Here is an 18,905-nt window from a genome sequence, read left to right on the forward strand (position 1 = left end):
GTGACGGGAGCCCTCCCCGACTCGCCGCTCCTCCACGTCCTCGTGATCGCCGCGGCGACGGCCTTCATCTGGATCGGGAGCGGCTGGTTGGAGGAGGCCGCCGAGACCCTCTCCGGGTACTACGGACTCCCGGCGGTGGTTCAGGGGTCGGTCGTCGTCGCGGTCGGGTCGAGCTTCCCGGAACTCGTGAGCGTCCTCGTCACCGCCGTCACGGGCGTCTTCGACATGGGCGTGGGCGCGCTCGTCGGGTCGGCCATCTTCAACGTCCTCGTGATCCCCGCGGCGTCCGGGCTCGGGAGCGACGAGGACCTCGAGGCCAGCCGAGCGATCGTGTACAAGGAGGCGCAGTTCTACATGCTCGCCGTCTCCGCGCTGGTCGTGACGTTCGCGCTGGCGGTGATCTACTTCCCCGTGTCGACGGACCCGATCGTCGGGACCATGCCGCGCTCGCTCGCGGTCATCCCGCTCGCGCTGTACGGCCTGTACCTCTTCATCCAGTACCAGGACGTCGACGACGCGCGGATCGACCCCGTGCGCGACGGAGTCGACGTCCGCCGCGAGTGGGCGAGGCTCGGCGGCGGGCTCGCGATCATCGTCGTCACCGTCGAGCGCCTCGTGGCGTCGGTGGAGTCGCTCGGCGTCACCTTCGGGATCCCCGAGTTCCTCGCCGGGGTCACCGTCGTCGCGGCCGCGACGAGCCTGCCGGACACCCTCGTCAGCGTTCGGACGGCGCGGGAGGACCGCGGCGCGACGAGCCTCGGGAACGTGCTGGGGTCGAACACCTTCGACCTGCTCGTCGCGATCCCGCTCGGCGTGCTGATCGTCGGCGAGGTCGCCGTCAACTTCTCGACGGCGGTGCCGATGCTCGGCGTGTTGACTGCCGCGACCGTCCTCCTCTTCGTGACGCTCCGGACGAGCCTCACGCTCGACGCGCGCGAGTCGTACGCGCTGCTCGCGGCGTACGGGCTGTTCGTCGCGTGGGTCGTCGCCGAGAGCGTCGGGGCGACGAGCGTTCTGCGGGGCGTCTGAGCGATCCGACGGGAACAGTCCCGGAGGACCGTCACCGACGGTGCGCGAGACGGCGGTTCAGTAGGAGTCGCGGCCGATGATGAGGTACAGCAGGATCCCGAGCAGCGGCGCGAAGAACACGACGAGCGCCCACAGGATCGGCGGGTGGTCGCTGCGGCTCTGCGCGTCCGAGTACGTCCACACGATCATCGCGAGGTGGACGACGAGGAGGCCGAGGCTGATCAGGAGGGCGATACCGGCCGCCGCGCCTTGGAGGAGCAACGGGGACATGTCGGCTGACACCACGACGCCGCGCGCAAAGTGTCTTCGGGGTCGGGGTGCGCTCGCGGCGAAACGGCTATTCGTGACGAATGCGAACAGTATGCATGGTTGGCGTCGTGCGCGCGGTCGGTGTCGCGACCGAGTGTCTCTGGGGCGTCGGGCTGCTCGCGTTGTCGCGGGCCGGCGGCGAGGGGGTTCCGGCGGCACCGTTCGCGACCGGGTTCGCGGTCGGCTACCTCTACCGGCACGCGCGGGCGACCGCGGGCTGTCGGCGGTTCCGCGGCGGCCCCGGGCGAAGCCTCGGGATCGCGTTGGCGTGGTCGGCGCTCGGCGTCGCGGCCGGGCGGTCGATCGACGGGAGGGCGGCGAGCCGCGCGTTCGCGGCCGGAATCGGGCTGGGGTCGGCCGGCTACTGGCTCGCGCGGCGCGGCGGGTGACCGGGCCGACGCGACCGCCGGAGCCCGAACCGTTTTGATCGCGGAGCGCCCGGCTCAGGTATGACGCTCCCAGTCGACGCGGACCGGCTCCGCGCGGACATCGAGGCGAACGCGGCGTTCGGCCGCGTCGAGACTGACGACCCGGACGCGCACGCGCGAACGAATCGAACGGGGACGGAGGCGAACCGTCGAGCCAGAGACCGGCTGGTCGAGCGCCTCCGCGACGCCGGCCTCGACGTGACCGTCGACGCCGTCGGCAACGTCCTCGGGACGTGGACGCCGGCGAGCGCCGACCCCGGGGCGGCCCCGGTCGTCTCGGGGAGCCACCTCGACAGCGTCCCGGAGGGCGGGATCTTCGACGGCCCGCTCGGGGTGTACGCCGCGCTGGAGGGGGTCCGCGCGATGCGCGACGCCGGGGTCGAGCCGGACCGGCCGGTCGGCGTCGTCAGCTTCACCGAGGAGGAGGGCGGCACCTTCGGCAACGGGCTGTTGGGGTCGTCGGTCGCGACCGGCGAACTGGCGCTCGACGACGCGCTCGGGCTGTCGAACGCGGACGGCGATCCGCTCGGCGAGGCCCTCGACCGGATCGGCTACCGCGGGGGGAGCGCGGTCGACGCCGCCACGCCGACCGGCGAGGCCGGCGAGCCGACGACGCTCGACCCCGCGTCGTGGGCGGCGTTCTACGAGCTCCACATCGAGCAGGACACGGTCCTCGAAGCGGCGGGCGCGGCGGTCGGCGTCGTGACGACGATCACCGGCATCACCCACTGCGAGGCGGCGATCGCGGGCGAGGCGAACCACGCGGGCGCGACCCCGATGGACGAGCGGACCGACGCGCTCGCGGCCGCGAGCGAGTTCGTGTTGGACGTCGAGGCCGCCGCGAACGAGGTCGTGGCGTCGTCGTCGCCCTCGGCCGTGGGCACCGTCGGGTCGCTGTCGGTCGAGCCGAACGCGACGAACGTGGTCCCCGGTCGGGTCGAGGCCGCGGTGGACGTCCGCGACGTCGAGGCCGCGTCGATGGAGGCGATCGTCGACGCCGCCCGCGACTCGCTCGCGCGGCTGGAGCGCGAGCGGGGCGTCGAGACCGAGTTCGAGCGGCCGTTCGACGTCGCGCCGACGCCGATGAGCGACCGCCTCCGTGGGGCCGCACACAAGGCGGCCGACGCGGTCGGGCGCGAGGCGATCGACCTCCACTCCGGGGCGGCCCACGACGCCATGCGGGTCGCGCGCGCCACGGACGCGTCGCTGCTGTTCGCCCCGTCTCGGGACGGAATCTCGCACAACCCTCGCGAGTGGACCGACTGGGACGACTGCGCGGCCGCGACCGAGGTGCTCGCGGGGGCGCTCGCGCGCGTCGCGGTCGACGAGTGACGCTCCGGGGCGCACGTATTTGTATCGGGCGCGCCACCCGCCCGGCATGGAGTTTCCGGACCGCGAGGACGTCGACGGGCTGATCGACCCCCGCCCGATGCCGGAGTTCGTTCGGGTCCGCCGGGAGCCCGCGACCGACGCGCTCGACGACCCGGCGGCGGTCGCGCGCGACGAACTGGACCGGCTCGACTTCGACGGGCTGCCCCCGGGCGCGACCGTCGCCGTCGGGGCGGGGTCGCGGGGGATCCACGCGTACGGCTCGGTCGTCGCGGCCGTCGTCGCGGGGCTCGACGACCGCGGGTTCGACCCGGTCGTCGTGCCGGCGATGGGGAGTCACGGGGGCGCGACGCCGGCGGGCCAGCTGGAAGTGCTCGAAGAACTCGGCGTCACGGCGGAGCGCGTCGGCGCGCCGGTCGACGCCCGGATGGCGACGAGCCCGGTGGAGGCCGTGGCGGTCGGCGACGGCGAGCTGACGGTCCACGTGGCGGAGGCCGCGCTGGAGGCGGACGCGACGCTCGTCGTCAACCGGGTGAAGGCGCACACGAACTTCACCGGGCCGATAGAGAGCGGGCTGACGAAGATGGCCGTCGTCGGGTTGGGGAAACAGCGCGGCGCGAAGGCGTTCCACTCGACGGCGATACCCGAGGGGTACGTGGAGGCGCTCACCGCGGCGCTGGAGCCCGTCGCGGCGGCCGCGGGGCTGGTTGGCGGGGTCGCGCTCGTCGAGAACGCCGACGAGCGGCTCTGCGCGGTCGATGGCGTCCCCGGCGACGCGTTTCTCGACCGCGAGCCGGCACTGTTAGACCGGGCGAACGCGGAGATGCCGACGCTGCCGGTCGACGACGTCGACCTGCTCGTCGTCGACGAGATCGGTAAGGAGATATCCGGGGCCGGGATGGACACCAACGTCGTCGGGCGCTACCGGGTGCTGAACGCGCCGGACCCGGAGACGCCGAAGGTGAAGCTGATCTACGTCCGCGGACTCACGGACGCGACGCACGGGAACGGCACCGGGATCGGGCTGGCGGACCTCACCAGAACCGCGGCGGTCGAGCAGTTGGACGCGACGAAGACGTACGCGAACGTCCTCACGAGCGGCTCGCTCGCGAAGGGGAAGCTCCCGGTCGTCGCCCCCGACGACGAGTTCGCGCTCCGGACCGCGCTCGCCGCGCTCGGGGGCGACGACTCCGACGAGGCGCGGGTGCTCTGGATCCGCAACACGCAGGAGCTCGACGAGCTGTGGGCGTCGGAGACCGTCGTCCCCGACCTCCCCGCGGACGCGACGGTCGTCGGGCGGGCGACGCTCGACTTCGACGACGGGACGGCGGCGTTCGACGAGGCCTGACCGGGCGACCGGCTGTTCTCATCGTCGCGCGCGCGCCGCGGACCGCGGGGGCGGGACGCCGGGGCCCTTGCCTCCAGGGAAACGTTTTCGGTCCGAACCGTGTACCCTGCGCACATGGACCTCGAAATAGCCGGGAACGCGGCGCTCGTCACGGCGTCGTCGAGCGGGCTCGGAAAGGCATCGGCGAAGGCGCTCGCCCGGGAGGGCGTCGACGTGGTGATCAACGGCCGCGACGAAGACCGACTGGCGGAGGCGAAGACCGAGGTCGGGGCGGTCGCGGCGGGCGAGGTCGTCGCCCAGCCCGGCGACCTCACCGAGCCGGACGACATCACGGCCCTCGTCGAGCGGACCGTCGAAGAGTTCGGCGGCCTCGACCACCTCGTCACGAGCGCCGGTGGGCCGCCGTCGGGGGCGTTCCTGGAGACCGACGACGAGGACTGGGCGGCGGCCTACGAACTGCTCGTGATGAGCGTCGTTCGCCTCGCGCGCGAGGCCGAGCCGCACCTCCGCGAGGGCGACGGCGGCACCATCGTGAACATCACCTCGCGGAGCGTGAAGGAGGCGCTCGACAGCCTCGTGTTGTCCAACTCGGTCCGGATGAGCGTCATCGGGCTGGAGAAGACGCTCTCGAAGGAGTTCGCGCCGGAGATCCGAGCGAACGCCGTGTTGCCGGGGCCACACGAGACGTCCCGGATCCGGGAGCTCGTGAACGACGCCGTCGACCGCGGCGAGTACGACACGTACGAGGAGGGACTCGCGGAGTGGGCCGGCAACCCCCTCGAACGTATCGGCGACCCGATGGAGCTCGGCGACACCGTCGCGTTCCTCTCCTCGCCGAAGTCCGGGTTCATCAACGGTACCGCGCTGCCGATCGACGGCGGCGCGACCGGGTCGAACCTATGAGGGCGGTCGCGTTCGACGAGGCGGAGACGTACGAGCCCGAAGACGGGTGGCGACGCGTGTCGATGGCGGGCAGCGACCGCCTCTCGTTCGAGTGGTTCGAGAAGCCGCCGGACCACTCCTCGCCGCTCCACGACCACGAGAACGAACAGGTGTGTCTCTGCCTCGAAGGGGAACTGACGGTCGTCACCGACGAGGAGGAAGTCACGCTGGAGCCGAACGACTCCGTCCTCTTGGAGGCGAACGAGCCGCATCGCGTCGAGAACACCGGCGACGAGCGGGCGGTCGGGCTCGACGTGTTCGCGCCCGGCCGGTCGTTCGACTTCTGGACCGACCGCGATGAGTGACCGGAGCGTGAACGGAGGACCGACCGGATGAGATATCTCGCGCGCACGGCGACGGGGCGACCGCTGCTCGGCGACGAGGACGGCTTCGTCCCGCTGGGGGCCGCCCTCCCCGGGGCGGCGACGGTACGCGACGCGCTCGGCGCGGCCGCCGCCGGCGACCTCCCGGCGGTCGGCGACGCTCCGGCCGATCGCGTCCCGGCGGGGGACCTCGCTTTCGGGCCGCCGCTGGAGCGGTTCGGCAAGCTGTGGGGGATCGGGCTCAACTACGCCGACCACGCCGGCGACCTCGACGAGCGGCGTCCGGAGGAGCCGGCGAGCTTCATGAAGCCGGCGACGGCGCTCACCGGTCCGGGCGGGCCGATCCGGCTCCCGCCGCCCGAGCAGAGCGAGCGCGTGACCGCGGAGGCGGAGCTGGCCGTCGTGATGGGTCGGGAGTGTCGGTCCGTCGGGGTCGAAGAGGCGAGCGACGTCGTCGCGGGCTACCTGCCGGTGATCGACATGACCGCAGAGGACGTGCTCCGCCGGAACCCCCGCTTCCTCACGCGGGCGAAGAGCTACGACACGTTCCTCGTCGTCGGCCCGGCGATCGCGGTCCCCGACGGGCCGGCCGACCTCGCGGACGCGACGGTGGCGACACGGGTGAACGGTGAGGTCGCCGCCGAGAACGAGGTGCGGAACATGCTGTTCTCGCCCGCCGAGATCGTGTCGTTCCACTCCGAGGTGGCGACGCTCGCGCCCGGCGACCTGTTCAGCACCGGGACGCCCGGGGCGGCGGCGATCGAGCCGGGCGACGAGGTGCGCGCGACGGTGGAGTCGATCGGCTCGGTCGCCGCGCCCGTGACGCGGTAGCGTCACCGTCGCACGGATCGGGCCCTGAGAGGGGCCGCCTCGGCGTTCTCGACGATCAACTCGGAACCGCTCCCGACGCTGCGAGTCGTTCACGCTCGACCGCGAACGCTCCGCCCTCGGCCCGTCGTCGGCGCGACACTCCCGACCGGCGACCGATAGCCGGCGGAGCGTCGGCTCGCTCGACGCCGGTTTCGTGAAAGAAAGGTATATACCTTCTCGAAGCTCCGTCGCCGCGAACCGAGGCGAGAGCGCCGTATCCGCTTCGGCCGCCTGCCGGGCGATTGTCCGGCTCTGTGGCCGTTTTCATTCTCAGAGAGTGTAATTAGGAGCGATATATTTATATAGTTGCGTCGATTACTATACGTTAATAACTGGCGACACCGATCTCGTGTTTTTCGTCGAGAGTCGTCGGGGGAACAAATGACAGAGACACGCACCTACGGCGGCGCAGAGACGGAACGAGAGCGAGTACAAGGCCGAGACGAGGAGGAGTCGGCGAGCGAGGAGTGCTCCCGCGCAGAGGCCGAGCGGACCACGACCTGTCCTGAGTGCGACGGACGGCTCGCGACCGACACGGAACACGGCGAGACCGTCTGTGAGGACTGCGGGCTCGTCGTCGAGGAGGACTCCGTCGACCGCGGGCCGGAGTGGCGCGCGTTCAACTCGGGCGAGCGCGACAGCAAGTCGCGGGTCGGGGCCCCGACGACGAACATGATGCACGACAAGGGGCTCTCGACGAACATCGGCTGGCAGGATAAAGACGCCTACGGCAAGTCGCTGTCCGGCCGCCAGCGACGCCGCATGCAGCGGCTGCGGACGTGGAACGAGCGCTTCCGCACCCGCGACTCCAAAGAGCGCAACCTCAAGCAGGCCCTCGGCGAGATCGACCGCATGGCGAGCGCCCTCGGCCTCCCCGACAACGTCCGCGAGACCGCCTCGGTCATCTACCGCCGCGCCCTGAGCGAGAACCTCCTGCCGGGGCGCTCCATCGAGGGCGTCGCGACGGCCTCGCTGTACGCCGCCGCCCGCCAGGTGGGGAACCCCCGGAGCCTCGACGAGTTCACCGCGGTCTCCCGCGTCGAGAAGATGGAACTGACCCGGACGTACCGCTACGTCATCCGGGAGTTGGGCCTGCGCGTCCAGCCCGCGGACCCGACGAGCTACGTCCCGCGGTTCGCCTCGCGGCTCGACCTCTCGGAGGAGACCGAACGGCGCGCCCGCGAACTGCTCGACGACGCCGCGAGCGAGGGGATCACGAGCGGCAAGTCCCCGGTTGGACTCGCCGCCGCGGCCGTCTACGCCGCGGCGCTGCTGTCCAACGAGAAGGTGACCCAGAGTCAGGTCTCCGGCGTCGCCGACGTCTCGGAGGTCACGATCCGGAACCGGTACAAGGAGTTGCTCGACGCGAGCGCGTCGGTGAGCGCCTGACGCGCCGCACCCGACCGAAATCAGTCCGCTTCTCCCCCGCCTCGGGTCGCCACCTACGTTTTTAACGGGGCCGGCTGTACACGGTGACATGGTTGATGCGTTCGTCAGACTCGTCTGTCCGGAGTGCGGCAAGGAGTGGCAGGACAATCCCGCAGACCTTCAGGATCTTCGGTCGAACTTCAGCTGTCCGACGTGTCACGCGACGCGACGCCTGACCGAGTTCATGCGGACGGAACGCGACCTCGAGGCGGTCAAGCAGTTCCAGTGACTCCCGCGGGGAGCGTCGAACCGACCGCCCCACCGGATCGACTCTTCGACCGCGCGCGCTGACCGCGGAGAGACGGCCGTCGCCCGCGGCCGTTAGCCGCCGCGTAGCCGCTGACACGCGAAAACGATCCCGAACGATCTATCGAGAAACGACTTCTCGGTCCCGCTACTCGCGAAATACGCGGACAGTGTGGTAACGTTACTCAAGATAATAATATAAACCTCCGGTAGCAAAGGACTGGTACTCATGAAGAAGCAGGAGCTCATCCATCTTCACGGTCTCCTCGCGGAGGTACGAAAACAGTGCGAGTTCTGGGACGACGACGTCGACCTCGAAGCCTACGAGGAACTGGGCGTGAAACCGACATCGATTCACAAGTCGAAGACCGACCACAAAGCGGCCGTTTTCAAGCTGACCGAGGGAATCACTGAGCCGATGGAGTCGTCCGAATCGGAGCCGCTGGCCCCGACGGCCGACTGAGACGTCTATCGCGCGCCGCTCCTCGCCGACCACACCGAACACCGAGAGCGTCGCGACCGTTCTCCGTCCACCGTCACCGCGGTAGCGGCGGCGCTCGGTAGGGTTCGCCGGGTCGCGCGAGCCCGTTACTCGTCGCCGCTCGACGCGGACTCCTCGCCGCGGCCGCTCTCGTCGGGATCGATCTCCGTAACGGAGAGCACCTTGAGCGGGATGTTCTGGAGCCGCTTGCCGATCTCCTTGCGCGCGACGCGACTGGCGTGTTCGCCGCGGTCGACGTTGAACACGTCCATCCGGAGCTCCAAGGCGACGAGCGCCTCGTCGGCCGCGACGAACGCCGGGTCAAGCCGCTCGCCGCTCGGTGACGTCCGCGTTCCGGTGTCGATCTCGACGTAGTTGAGATCCGGGTTGAGCATCTCGCCGGTCTTCGAGATCGCGATCCGGACCGCCTCGTCGGCGGTCTCCACGTCGTACACCGGGACCGCGGCCTCGACGACGACTCGGCAGTCCATCACGTGCGAACGTACCACACGAGCGAGTATCAAACTTCGGCCGCGGCCGACTCTCTGGGGCCCCAGCGGTCACTCGCCGCCGGCGCGGAGGTGGTAGAACACGTACGTCTGCGCGTAGCCGGCGAACTCGCCGCCGAACTGCTCCCGGATCGCGCGGGACGTCGCGGCGTAGCTCCCGCGGTCGCAGTCGGGGTAGTACTCCTCGACGGTCGTGCGGATCCAGGTGTCCAGCGGCACGGCCTCGAGGAACCCCAGCGAGAACAGCAGCACGCAGTCGGCGACCTTGTCGCCGACGCCGACGAATCGGGTGAGCGACTCCCGGGCCTCTTCGTAGGGGAGGTCGGCCGCGTCCAGCGGATCGGCCTCGCCGCTCGCGACCATCTCCGCGGTCCGCTGGACGTACGGCGCGCGGTAGCCCAAAGAGAGGTCGCGGAGTTCGTCTTCCGTGCGGGCGGACAGCTGCTCGGGCGTCGGGAACGCCCGGTACGTCTCTCCGCCGAGCGAGACCCCGTCGCCGTACGCCTCCCGGAGTCGGCGCTGCATCCCGTGGATCCGTGCGACCCGCATCTGCGCCGAGCAGATGAACGAGACGAGGCAGGGGAACACCGGATCGCGCGTCAGCCGCATTCCCTCGTAGGCGTCGTACGCCCGCTCTAGAAGCGGAAGGTCCGGCGTCGCGTCCAAGATCGCGTCGAGGTCATCGTCTAACCGGAGCAGGTGCGTCAACAACGGTTCGGCGTCTGTCGACGCCTCCCAGTGGAGCGTGCCGTCGTGGACGCCGCCCTCCTGTCGGACCCGAAGCGCGACGCGCTCGTCGGTCACCCCCGGGATCGGGTCGACGACGGTCTCGTACCACGCGTCCCCGCCGTGGGCGTGGAGTTCGGCGTACGTCTCCCCGTCAGCACGGTTCCAGAGGTAGCTCTGACCGCTCTCGAGCGTGGCCTGAAGGTCGAACGGTCCAGCCAAGTCGCCGACGTCGATCGCCCCGCGTTCCATCGTCTCTACTCACGGTGCCCGCGGGCATGCGGGTTTCGGTCCCGGGCCGCCGCCGTGGACGGGTTTTTGTCCACCCATCTCGTACCGGGCGTATGCCGACGTACAGGCGGACGACTCGGGTGCCGGCCCCGATCGAAGACGTGTGGAATTTTCACTCCACGGTCGACGGACTGCGAGAACTCACGCCGGACTGGATGCGGCTCCATATCGACGGCGTCGAGGGGCCTGACGGCTCGCCCGACCCCGAGGTCCTCGTCACCGATTCGGAGATACAGATGTCGATGCGTCCGTTCGGGGCCGGTCCGCGACAGCGGTGGACGTCGCGGATCGTCGAGCGCGAACCCGACGGGACGACGACGCCCGAGCGTTCCGCGCGGTTCGTCGACGAGATGGAAGGCGGGCCGTTCCGGCGCTGGGAACACACCCACGCGTTCTACGCAGACGGCGACGAGACCCTGCTCGTCGACACGGTCGCGTATCGACTGCCGCTCGGTCCGATCGGCGACCTCGCCGGTCCCGCGGCGAAGATCGGGTTCGAAGGGATGTTCCGCGACCGCCACCGGCGAACGGTCGACCGGTTCTCCGGGACCTGACCGCGTCGCGAATCCACCGGCGGGCGCGGACCGAGTCCTTACGCCGACGCGACCCGCTTCGCACTCGCGCCGAACGTGAGTTCGAAGACGGCTCCGCCGTCGTTGTGAGCCTCGATGTCCCACTCGTGCGCCTCCACGATCCGGTCGACGATCGCCAGTCCGATACCCGAGCTGTCGGCCGACGAGACGCCCGATTCGAAGACGGTGTCGGCGAGTTCGACCGGGATACCCGGACCGTCGTCCGCGACGTACATCCCGTGACACCCGTCTTCCGCGGAGAGCGGACCGATCTCTATCGCCACGTCCCGGCCCCCGTGGTCGATCGCGTTCCGGAAGAGGTTCTCTAGCGCCTGTCGGAGACGTCCCGGATCGGCCTCGACGTGACCGATCTCGTCCGCGATGGTCAGCGTCGCGTCCGGCGAGCGGACGGACGCCCACGCGTCCTCCGCGACGGCTTCGATCGGGACGGACTCCGTCTCGCCGATCGTCTCGCCTCGCCGCGCGAGCATGAGCAGATCGTCGATCAGCGTCTCCATCCGGTCGACCGCGCCGCTCATCGCCTCGTACCGCGACGGAGCCAGTTCGTCCTCGGAGAGCGACAGGTACCCGGAGAGCACGTTCAACGGATTCCTGAGGTCGTGAGAGACGACCGCGCTGAACTGTTCCAGCTGTTCCGCCTGGCGACGGAGCGCAGCCCGACGGTCGTTTCGCGCGATCGTGTGCGCGACTAAGTCGCCGAGGGTACGGTACAGGTCGACCTCGTCGTCGGTCCAAGTGCGGTGGTCGTCGGACTCGAACGCGACGATTCCGCTCAGTTCCCAGTCGACGACGAGCGGCACGTGAACGGTGGCCGGCGGCCCGACTTCACCCGTGTCGAGGCGCTCGTCGAGACCGCTCGGGGGAGCCGCCGCGCGCGCGACGTTGCCGAACGTCGACAGTTGCTCCGGCTCGGGGAAGTCGTCGAACCGCCTCGGCGCGGGGTCGAACCCGTCGGGACACCAGCTGTAAGCGGGCACGAACTGCCCGTCGTCTTCTCGGTAACAGACGATCCGATCGAGCTCGGCGTGCTCGCCGACGTTCTCCATCGTCCACTCGATCTTCGTTCCGACCTCGTCCGTGCGCGTGCTCATCAGCGTCGTTCCGGCGTCGAGCAATACCTCGGAGAGACGGCCCACGTCGTCGCTACCGAGCTGAACGCGGTCGGGCTCTAACAGTTCCGCGAGGCGATCCGTGAGCGGTCGGAGGCCGTCGCTCCCGTCGAGGGGGAGCGCCCAGTCGTCGACGGCGACCACGTCGTCGACGCCGGCCGCCAATAGAGCGCGGATCGTCTCGGTCGTCGCGTCCTCGACGAGCGCGATCACCGGAACGTTCGACGGCAACGCCGCGAGCCGCTCGGCTACCGCGTCGTCGGTCGCTGCCGCGGCGGTGACGACGACACCGCAGGTGCCGTTTAGCGGGTCCCCGCCGTCGCGTTCTCCGTCCAACTCCGTCGGGGCAAACGTCCGAACCGTCGGTCCGTCGGGGCCCTTCCAAGCGGCGTCGACCGCGCGGGTTACGCGTTCGCTGACGCGCGCGTTATCGCCCACAAACGCGACGACCGTTCGCCGGTCCATACGGATTTCAACCGGTCAGAGGTCTTCAACGTTTACCCCAAAATATCGGTGTTGAAAACGCTACGACCCGTCCGCGGTCGCGGTGAGGTAGATCCCGCCGAGGACGACGCAGCCGCCGGCGACCGTCGCCGGCGTCGGCGCCTCCGACAGTAACGCGAACGCGAGCAGCGTCGCGCCGACCGGTTCGCCGAGCAACGAGACGGAGACGACGCTCGATTCGAGGTGCGCGAGCGCCCAGTTGAGTACCGTGTGACCGAGTAACCCGGGGCCGACAGCGAGCCCGACGAACAGGAGCCATTCCCTGGCCGGATATCCGGTGAGGGGATGCCCGGCGGCGAGGACGAAGCCGAGTAACACGAGTACACAGACGCCGTACACGACGGTGACGTAGGGAATCAACGAGATGCGCTGTCGGAGCGAACGCCCGGCCAACACGTATCCCGCGGCCGAGACAGCGCCCGTCAGCGCCAATACGTTGCCGTACAGCGGACGAGGGCCGATGGCCACGCCCCCGAGGAAGTCGCCGAGCGACATCGACGCCATCCCGGCGACGGCGACCGCGATACCCGCGGCCATCCGGCGCGTGACGCGCTCGCGTAACAACAACCACGCGCCGGCCGCGACGAACACCGGTTGCGCCTGGACGAGCGTCACGCTCGCGGCGACGCTCGTCCACCGGAGGCTCTCGAACCACGAAGCGAAGTGGACCGCGAGCGCAATCCCAGAGAGCGCCGCGAAGGCGAGGTCGCGAGCGCGGATCTGGGCGAACTCTCCGCGGTACCGCCACACACCTATCGCGGCCAGTGGCAACGTCGTGAACAGCACCCGGTAGAACGCGGTGACCGAGCTCGGCGCGTCGCTCAGCCGGACGAGAATCGCGCCGGCGCTGACGGCGACGACCGCCGCCGCCAGTCCCGCTTTCGGTGACACCGCCGGCTTCGAACTCATCGACTGTCACTACCGTTCGAGTGGCGGGCGCTTACCGGTTTCGAGAGCCGGCGGCGCGACCCGAGGCGACCCCCTCTCGAATTCCAGCCGTACGCGAGGCCGACGGTGATTTCCCTCCTCGATTCGAACGAAGCGGTATGTGTGCGGACACGTTCGGCGTCGGGATTCGAGTCACGGAGACGGAGCTCCGCGTCGTCGTCGGCGTCCCCTCCGACATCGACTCCGGATGGACCGATCCCGAAGCGTTCCAGTCGCTCGTCGCGGAGGCCGTGTGGGAGCGACTCGAACAGCGCCCGACGCTGGAGGCCGTCGCCGCTCGGTACGACACCGGCGATACCGCCGGGCTCGGGAGCGTCACGCTGGAGCCAGACGGAACCGTGACCGAGACCGACCTCACACCGCTCGCGGAATCCGACGGCGAATCCGAACTCGAAGACTAGCGGACTCCGGCTGACGCCTCCCACTAGTCGTCCGACACGCCCGCCGCGAGCGCCACGGCCACGTCCCACGTCCGCTCGGACCGATAGGCGGTGAGGTCGTATCTGGTCGACCCCACTGTGTCTCCCCACGTTTCCAGCGCGCCGAGAGTAACCAGCCCCGACAGCGTCGCCCCCAGCGTTCGCGGCGTCGTCTCCGGGTCCGTCAGCGCGGCGTGGACCTGTTTCGACTGCGGGTAGTTTCGGTCGCACGTCTCGATCCCGCGCTTAGCCTCGGCCCAGTGACGACGGACGTACCCGAAAGTCGTGGGGTCCTCTCGGGACAGCCGTTCGACCGCGCTCGCCGCGCCCGGGTCGACGCCAGCGACGGAGTCCACGTGCCCCTCAGCCCGTGCCAGCAGCTCCGCAGGCCCCTCGAAAGAGCACCCGATCGTGATTCGGCGCGCTCGTTCCCGAAAGCGCTCGCCGAGGCGCTCGGTAAACGTAACCGCCGGGTCGACACCGTCCCGAACGGCGACCCGTGCGAGGTCGTCGACGAACACGTCAATCGTCCCCGCCGGAACGCCGTCGAAGTGGTCGGCGAGGGCGTCGAACACCCGCTCGTGCTCCGTCGCACGGCCGAGTACCGTGTGTACAAGTCCGCTGTTCGGAACCACCTGCGTCGACGCGGCGGCTCCGCCCCGAACCACGTCGTTCACGTCCACGACCGCCTCCCGAGTCGGTGTCCCGCCCGGCGTTCGACTCCAGCCGCTCCGCCACGCTTCGACATCAGTGCTAAACAACACAGACACGACGCGGTCGGAGACCCTGCCGTCGTGAACCGGCTGGCGATCGCTACAGTACAGCCGGACCGTGTTGTTCAAGCCCTCCATTACACGTTGGCTTCAGCGAGAAAAGTGATAAACTTACGCATGAAACTATTAGTACTGATATGGGTCTCGGAAAGCGGAGCGCCGCTCGGACACCGGTCGTCCGGCTTCTCCCCGTTTCCGGGCTCGACCGCTGACGCGGCTCGAATTAATATCGTTTGCGACGAGTACGCGTCTGCGTGTGTCAACCGGCTATCGCGGTCGCGTGTGGGCGGCGCGTCCGCTCGCTGTATATGAAAAAAGCCCACGGACGCGGTGTCCGTGGGCTGAGTGGGAGTATTCTCCCGGATGAGTGGGCAGGCGGCGACCCGTGGTTCCCAGAGGATCGCTCACTCCAGTACTTCACGGTACGCTGGTGGGCTTAACTTCCGTGTTCGGAATGGGTACGGGTGTTTCCCCACCGCTTTGGCCGCCTTTATGCCGACTCTCGGAGTTGAACCGAGACTCTCTACTGAGAGACGCCCGTGTCGGTCGTGGTTCGAAAAACCGTGTATACGTGCGATCCAGATACCGCCTGAACTCATGCGAGTCGTGGCGCGTCAGCGCCAATGAATGTGGCTCGGTCTGTTAGTGCTCGTGGGCTTAACACCTCGTTGCCTCGGTGCGTACCCCCCGAGTCTATCGAACTCGTCTTCTACGAGTGACCTCTGTGGTACCTCTTTTCCATGTGGGTTTCGAGCTTAGATGCGTTCAGCTCTTACCCCGTGTCGCGTGGCTACTCGGCATCTGCCCTTTCGGACAACCGATACACCAGTGGCGACCAAACGTAGTTCCTCTCGTACTATACGTTCGTTCACGTCAGGTACCTCACACCCCCAATAGATAGCAGCCGACCTGTCTCACGACGGTCTAAACCCAGCTCACGACCTCCTTTAATAGGCGAACAACCTCACCCTTGCCCGCGTCTGCACGGGCAGGATGGAGGGAACCGACATCGAGGTAGCAAGCCACTCGGTCGATATGTGCTCTTGCGAGTGACGACTCTGTTATCCCTAAGGTAGCTTTTCTGTCATCTACGGGTCCCATTCCGGAACCTCGTAGGTTCGCTAGACCACGCTTTCGCGTCAGCGTTCCTCGTTGGGAAGAACACTGTCAGACCATCTTGTGCTCTTACGCTCTTCGCCGGATTCCCGACCCGGCTGAGATGATCTTCGGGCGCGCTCGATATCTTTTCGAGCGCGTACCGCCCCAGTCAAACTGCCCGGCTACCGGTGTACTCCTCCCGGAGTGAGAGTCGCAGTCACCGACGGGTAGTATTTCAATGATGCCTGGGTGGCGTGCTGGCGCACGTACCTCTGTAACGGCTCCTACCTATGCTGCACATCGGCGACCACGTCTCAGCGACAGCCTGCAGTAAAGCTCTATAGGGTCTTCGCTTCCCCTTGGGGGTCTCCAGACTCCGCACTGGAACGTACAGTTCACCGGGTCCAACGTTGGGACAGTGGCGCTCTCGTTTATCCATTCATGCAAGCCGCTACTGAAGCGGCAAGGTACTACGCTACCTTAAGAGGGTCATAGTTACCCCCGCCGTTGACGGGTCCTTCGTCCTCTTGTACGAGGTGTTCAGATACCCGCACTGGGCAGGATTCAGTGACCGTACGAGTCCTTACGGATTTGCGGTCACCTGTGTTGTTACTAGACAGTCGGAGCGCCCGAGTCACTGCGACCTGCTCCGTAGAGAGCAGGCATCCCTTCTTCCGAAGGTACGGGACTAACTTGCCGAATTCCCTAACGTCGGTTCTCCCGACAGGCCTTGCCTTGCGCTGGCAGAGCACCTGTGTCGGATCTCGGTACGGACATCATGCTTGCCTTTTCACGGGCCCTATGTACGGCTGACTTTCGCTGTTTCGCGTTTCGCTCGCTTCGTGCCGTGACGGCGTCCACGAGTTTCCACGATTCGACCGGGCGAATGCCCGGCTCAGCGTTCCACACGGCGTCGGCGTTTACTGCATAATGGCGCTGGAATATTAACCAGCTTCCCGTTGGTGTAGTCAAGTTGTGGTACACCTTAGGACCGGCTAACCCTCGGCTGAACGGCAGTGCCGAGGAACCCTTGCTCTTCAGGCCGTCGAGGTTCTCACCCGACTATCGCTGCTACTGTGACCAGGATTGTCGTTACTGGACGGTCCACACGAGCTCTCGCCCGGGCTTCCGTCCGACCAGTACGCCAACCTACGCGGTTGCCCCTATCAAGGGCACGGCCAGGTCTCGGTGGTAGATTTGAGCCCCGATCATTTTGGGCGCCTCAAACCTCGGCCGGTAAGCTGTTACGCTTTTCTTAGCGGGTAGCTGCTTCTAAGCTCACCTCCCGGCTGTTTAGGGCTTGAGACCACCTTCGAATCGCACTTAATCTACACTTTGGGACCTTAACCCGGCTCTGGGTTGTTCCCCTCACGGTACACAGGCTTACCCCGCGCACCGGACTCCCATCGTCTACGACGCCTGCGGGTTTGGAGTTCGACAGGATGGCCGACTCCTCTCGGAGGCGGGTCATCCAATCGGTAGCTCTACCCCGCGGGCTANGAGGTCATGCTTCGACATGTTTCGGTTGGAACCAGCTGTTGCCAGGCTCGATGGGCCTTTCACCCCTACACACGAGTCACGAGAGGGTATTGTAGAACACCAACTCTAACAGGCCTCCACGTGGCTTTCGCCACGCTTCACCTTGCTCGCGCGTAGATCGCCTGGTTTCGGGTCGCACCCAATTGACTCCCCGCGCTTGAACACGGTGGCCCTCGCAATGCTGCGGCCGTATCGGTTTCCCTGCGCCTTCCCCGGTTCACGGGTTAGACTCGCCAATCAAGTACACTCCCTGGGTCGTTTTTCAAAACGCACGACACGACGCCGGCTCGATTCTTTTCCTACTAGAGGATCGCTCCTCGGTCGTTTCAAGAATCGCCTTGTACGCCCTGTCGCTCGATCGCCAGCTGATTTCAGGCCCTATTGCACCGCCCTTCTCGGGGTGCTTTTCAGCGTTCGCTCACGCTACTTGTTCGCTATCGGTCTCGAGGAGTGTTTAGCCTTCTCAGGGGATGCCTGAGATGTTCATAGAGGATATCCGACCCCTACTACTCTGGATTTGACGCCATCCGTACTGACTCATCTTACGGGGTTGTCACCCTGTTTCACGCTCCGTTCCAGGAGACTTCAGATGAGTTGTCGAGATTTGGTTGTCAACCCGAACACCACATTGGTCCGAAGACCTTCGGTTTGGGCTGTGTCGCGTTTACTCGCGGTTACTGACGACATCGCTGTTGCGTTCTTTTCCTGCCCTTACTGAGATGTTTCAATTCAGGGCGTTCCCTATTGCGCGTGGCAATTGTTGAACGGATTCCGATTGGGAGATCTCGTGTTCTTCCCCTCCATGCGGGTCCCACGAGCTTTTCGCAGCTTGGCACGTCCGTCGTCGGCTCTCGAGCCGAGCCATTCACCAGCTGGCACAGTAGCNTTTACTCGCGGTTACTGACGACATCGCTGTTGCGTTCTTTTCCTGCCCTTACTGAGATGTTTCAATTCAGGGCGTTCCCTATTGCGCGTAGCAATTGTTGAACGGATTCCGATTGGGAGATCTCGTGTTCTTTCCCTCCATGCGGGTCCCACGAGCTTTTCGCAGCTTGGCACGTCCGTCGTCGGCTCTCGAGCCGAGCCATTCACCAGCTGGCACAGTAGCNCCCTCCATGCGGGTCCCACGAGCTTTTCGCAGCTTGGCACGTCCGTCGTCGGCTCTCGAGCCGAGCCATTCACCAGCTGGCACAGTAGCCAGTAGTGTGTCAGTCGACTCTCGAAGGAGAGTCACTGACGGTCAAGTGACATAGTGTCACCCGACTGTATATGGTTCACTGACGTTCCACGAACTCGGATGAGTTCAGTGGACGTCTGGATCGCACGTATACACGGTTGTCATTGAATCGCCCCGGGTGTGACNAACCCTTCCCATCCGCGGTTTCCCGGGATGGTGCATCGGTCGTCGTGTTCGAACCGAGTCGCGTCTCCCACTTAAGGGGACGGATTCGCGTCGGGTCTGACATGGACTCACTGGGATTCGAACCCAGGGCATCCTCCTTGCAAGGGAGGCACTCTACCGCTGAGCTATGAGCCCACCTTCCCTGACGGGAAGGTTCTCGCGTTTAGTGTGAGCCGTGGTCGTTCTAAGGTGTCCAAGCCGGTGGGTGGGCGGACGGGTACAGTCCAATGCGAATGAGTAGTGACCGTCGTGGTGACGGTC

Annotated in this window: 18 protein-coding genes, 1 tRNA gene and 2 rRNA genes; 12 read left to right on the top strand and 9 right to left on the bottom strand. The window is 67.2% G+C overall.

The genetic code is table 11. The features are described from left to right. Complete coding sequence (locus C464_RS12095) at positions 1-1,029, top strand: sodium:calcium antiporter (protein WP_006113993.1); 1,029 nt, start codon at positions 1-3, stop codon at positions 1,027-1,029. 57 nt (positions 1,030-1,086) lie between these two features. Here C464_RS12095 and C464_RS12100 read toward each other — a convergent pair whose 3' ends face one another. Continuing rightward, positions 1,087-1,299, bottom strand: coding sequence for a PLDc N-terminal domain-containing protein (locus tag C464_RS12100; protein WP_006113994.1), 213 nt, complete (start codon positions 1,297-1,299; stop codon positions 1,087-1,089). A 95-nt stretch (positions 1,300-1,394) separates the two neighbouring features. Between C464_RS12100 and C464_RS12105 the strand changes: the two genes are divergently transcribed. From C464_RS12105 to C464_RS12145, 9 genes are all read left to right on the top strand, one after another. After that, entirely contained in the window at positions 1,395-1,727 is a 333-nt protein-coding gene (locus C464_RS12105) for a hypothetical protein (protein ID WP_006113995.1), read from the top strand. A 60-nt stretch (positions 1,728-1,787) separates the two neighbouring features. Further along, positions 1,788-3,098 carry a Zn-dependent hydrolase gene (locus tag C464_RS12110; RefSeq protein WP_006113997.1) on the top strand — a complete coding sequence of 437 codons (1,311 nt, stop codon included), beginning with the start codon at positions 1,788-1,790 and terminating at the stop codon, positions 3,096-3,098. 46 nt (positions 3,099-3,144) lie between these two features. Further along, positions 3,145-4,443: a DUF362 domain-containing protein gene (locus tag C464_RS12115; protein WP_006113998.1), complete on the top strand. Its 1,299-nt coding sequence runs from the start codon at positions 3,145-3,147 to the stop codon at positions 4,441-4,443. 114 nt (positions 4,444-4,557) lie between these two features. After that, entirely contained in the window at positions 4,558-5,346 is a 789-nt protein-coding gene (locus tag C464_RS12120) for an SDR family oxidoreductase (protein WP_006113999.1), read from the top strand. Continuing rightward, positions 5,343-5,690 (top strand): cupin domain-containing protein, encoded by a 348-nt coding sequence (locus C464_RS12125; RefSeq protein ID WP_006114000.1) that lies wholly within the window; start codon positions 5,343-5,345, stop codon positions 5,688-5,690. Before C464_RS12120 ends, C464_RS12125 begins: the two co-directional genes overlap by 4 nt. A gap of 27 nt (positions 5,691-5,717) precedes the next feature. Further along, positions 5,718-6,539 carry a fumarylacetoacetate hydrolase family protein gene (locus tag C464_RS12130; protein ID WP_006114001.1) on the top strand — a complete coding sequence of 274 codons (822 nt, stop codon included), beginning with the start codon at positions 5,718-5,720 and terminating at the stop codon, positions 6,537-6,539. A gap of 420 nt (positions 6,540-6,959) precedes the next feature. Next, positions 6,960-7,967 carry a transcription initiation factor IIB gene (locus C464_RS12135; RefSeq protein WP_006114002.1) on the top strand — a complete coding sequence of 336 codons (1,008 nt, stop codon included), beginning with the start codon at positions 6,960-6,962 and terminating at the stop codon, positions 7,965-7,967. A gap of 88 nt (positions 7,968-8,055) precedes the next feature. After that, positions 8,056-8,235 carry a DUF7836 family putative zinc-binding protein gene (locus C464_RS12140; protein WP_006114003.1) on the top strand — a complete coding sequence of 60 codons (180 nt, stop codon included), beginning with the start codon at positions 8,056-8,058 and terminating at the stop codon, positions 8,233-8,235. Between the two features lie 246 nt (positions 8,236-8,481). Beyond that, entirely contained in the window at positions 8,482-8,715 is a 234-nt protein-coding gene (locus C464_RS12145; protein ID WP_004598519.1) for a UPF0058 family protein, read from the top strand. A gap of 125 nt (positions 8,716-8,840) precedes the next feature. Here C464_RS12145 and C464_RS12150 read toward each other — a convergent pair whose 3' ends face one another. Next, positions 8,841-9,224 (bottom strand): DUF555 domain-containing protein, encoded by a 384-nt coding sequence (locus tag C464_RS12150; protein ID WP_006114004.1) that lies wholly within the window; start codon positions 9,222-9,224, stop codon positions 8,841-8,843. A 69-nt stretch (positions 9,225-9,293) separates the two neighbouring features. Beyond that, positions 9,294-10,220 (bottom strand): DNA-3-methyladenine glycosylase family protein, encoded by a 927-nt coding sequence (locus C464_RS12155; RefSeq protein WP_006114006.1) that lies wholly within the window; start codon positions 10,218-10,220, stop codon positions 9,294-9,296. A 92-nt stretch (positions 10,221-10,312) separates the two neighbouring features. On the opposite strand from C464_RS12155, the gene C464_RS12160 reads away from it, so the two are divergent. Beyond that, complete coding sequence (locus C464_RS12160) at positions 10,313-10,813, top strand: SRPBCC family protein (RefSeq protein ID WP_049911117.1); 501 nt, start codon at positions 10,313-10,315, stop codon at positions 10,811-10,813. Positions 10,814-10,851: 38 nt separating this feature from the next. Here the strand turns inward: C464_RS12160 and C464_RS12165 are convergent, their stop codons facing one another. After that, positions 10,852-12,426, bottom strand: coding sequence for a sensor histidine kinase (locus C464_RS12165; RefSeq protein ID WP_006114008.1), 1,575 nt, complete (start codon positions 12,424-12,426; stop codon positions 10,852-10,854). A 60-nt stretch (positions 12,427-12,486) separates the two neighbouring features. Further along, positions 12,487-13,374: a DMT family transporter gene (locus C464_RS12170; RefSeq protein ID WP_006114009.1), complete on the bottom strand. Its 888-nt coding sequence runs from the start codon at positions 13,372-13,374 to the stop codon at positions 12,487-12,489. Between the two features lie 137 nt (positions 13,375-13,511). On the opposite strand from C464_RS12170, the gene C464_RS12175 reads away from it, so the two are divergent. After that, positions 13,512-13,814 carry a hypothetical protein gene (locus C464_RS12175; protein WP_006114011.1) on the top strand — a complete coding sequence of 101 codons (303 nt, stop codon included), beginning with the start codon at positions 13,512-13,514 and terminating at the stop codon, positions 13,812-13,814. A gap of 23 nt (positions 13,815-13,837) precedes the next feature. Here C464_RS12175 and C464_RS12180 read toward each other — a convergent pair whose 3' ends face one another. The 4 genes from C464_RS12180 to C464_RS12195 form a co-directional block, all read right to left on the bottom strand. After that, positions 13,838-14,515, bottom strand: coding sequence for a hypothetical protein (locus C464_RS12180; RefSeq protein WP_006114012.1), 678 nt, complete (start codon positions 14,513-14,515; stop codon positions 13,838-13,840). A 460-nt stretch (positions 14,516-14,975) separates the two neighbouring features. Next, a 5S ribosomal RNA gene (gene rrf / locus C464_RS12185) occupies positions 14,976-15,097 on the bottom strand. 129 nt (positions 15,098-15,226) lie between these two features. Further along, positions 15,227-18,135, bottom strand: a 23S ribosomal RNA gene (locus C464_RS12190). 572 nt (positions 18,136-18,707) lie between these two features. Then, a tRNA-Ala gene (locus C464_RS12195) sits at positions 18,708-18,779 on the bottom strand. Positions 18,780-18,905 lie beyond the last annotated feature (126 nt).

It is taken from the genome of Halorubrum coriense DSM 10284 (genome assembly GCF_000337035.1).
GTDB classification, from domain to species: Archaea; Halobacteriota; Halobacteria; order Halobacteriales; family Haloferacaceae; genus Halorubrum; species Halorubrum coriense.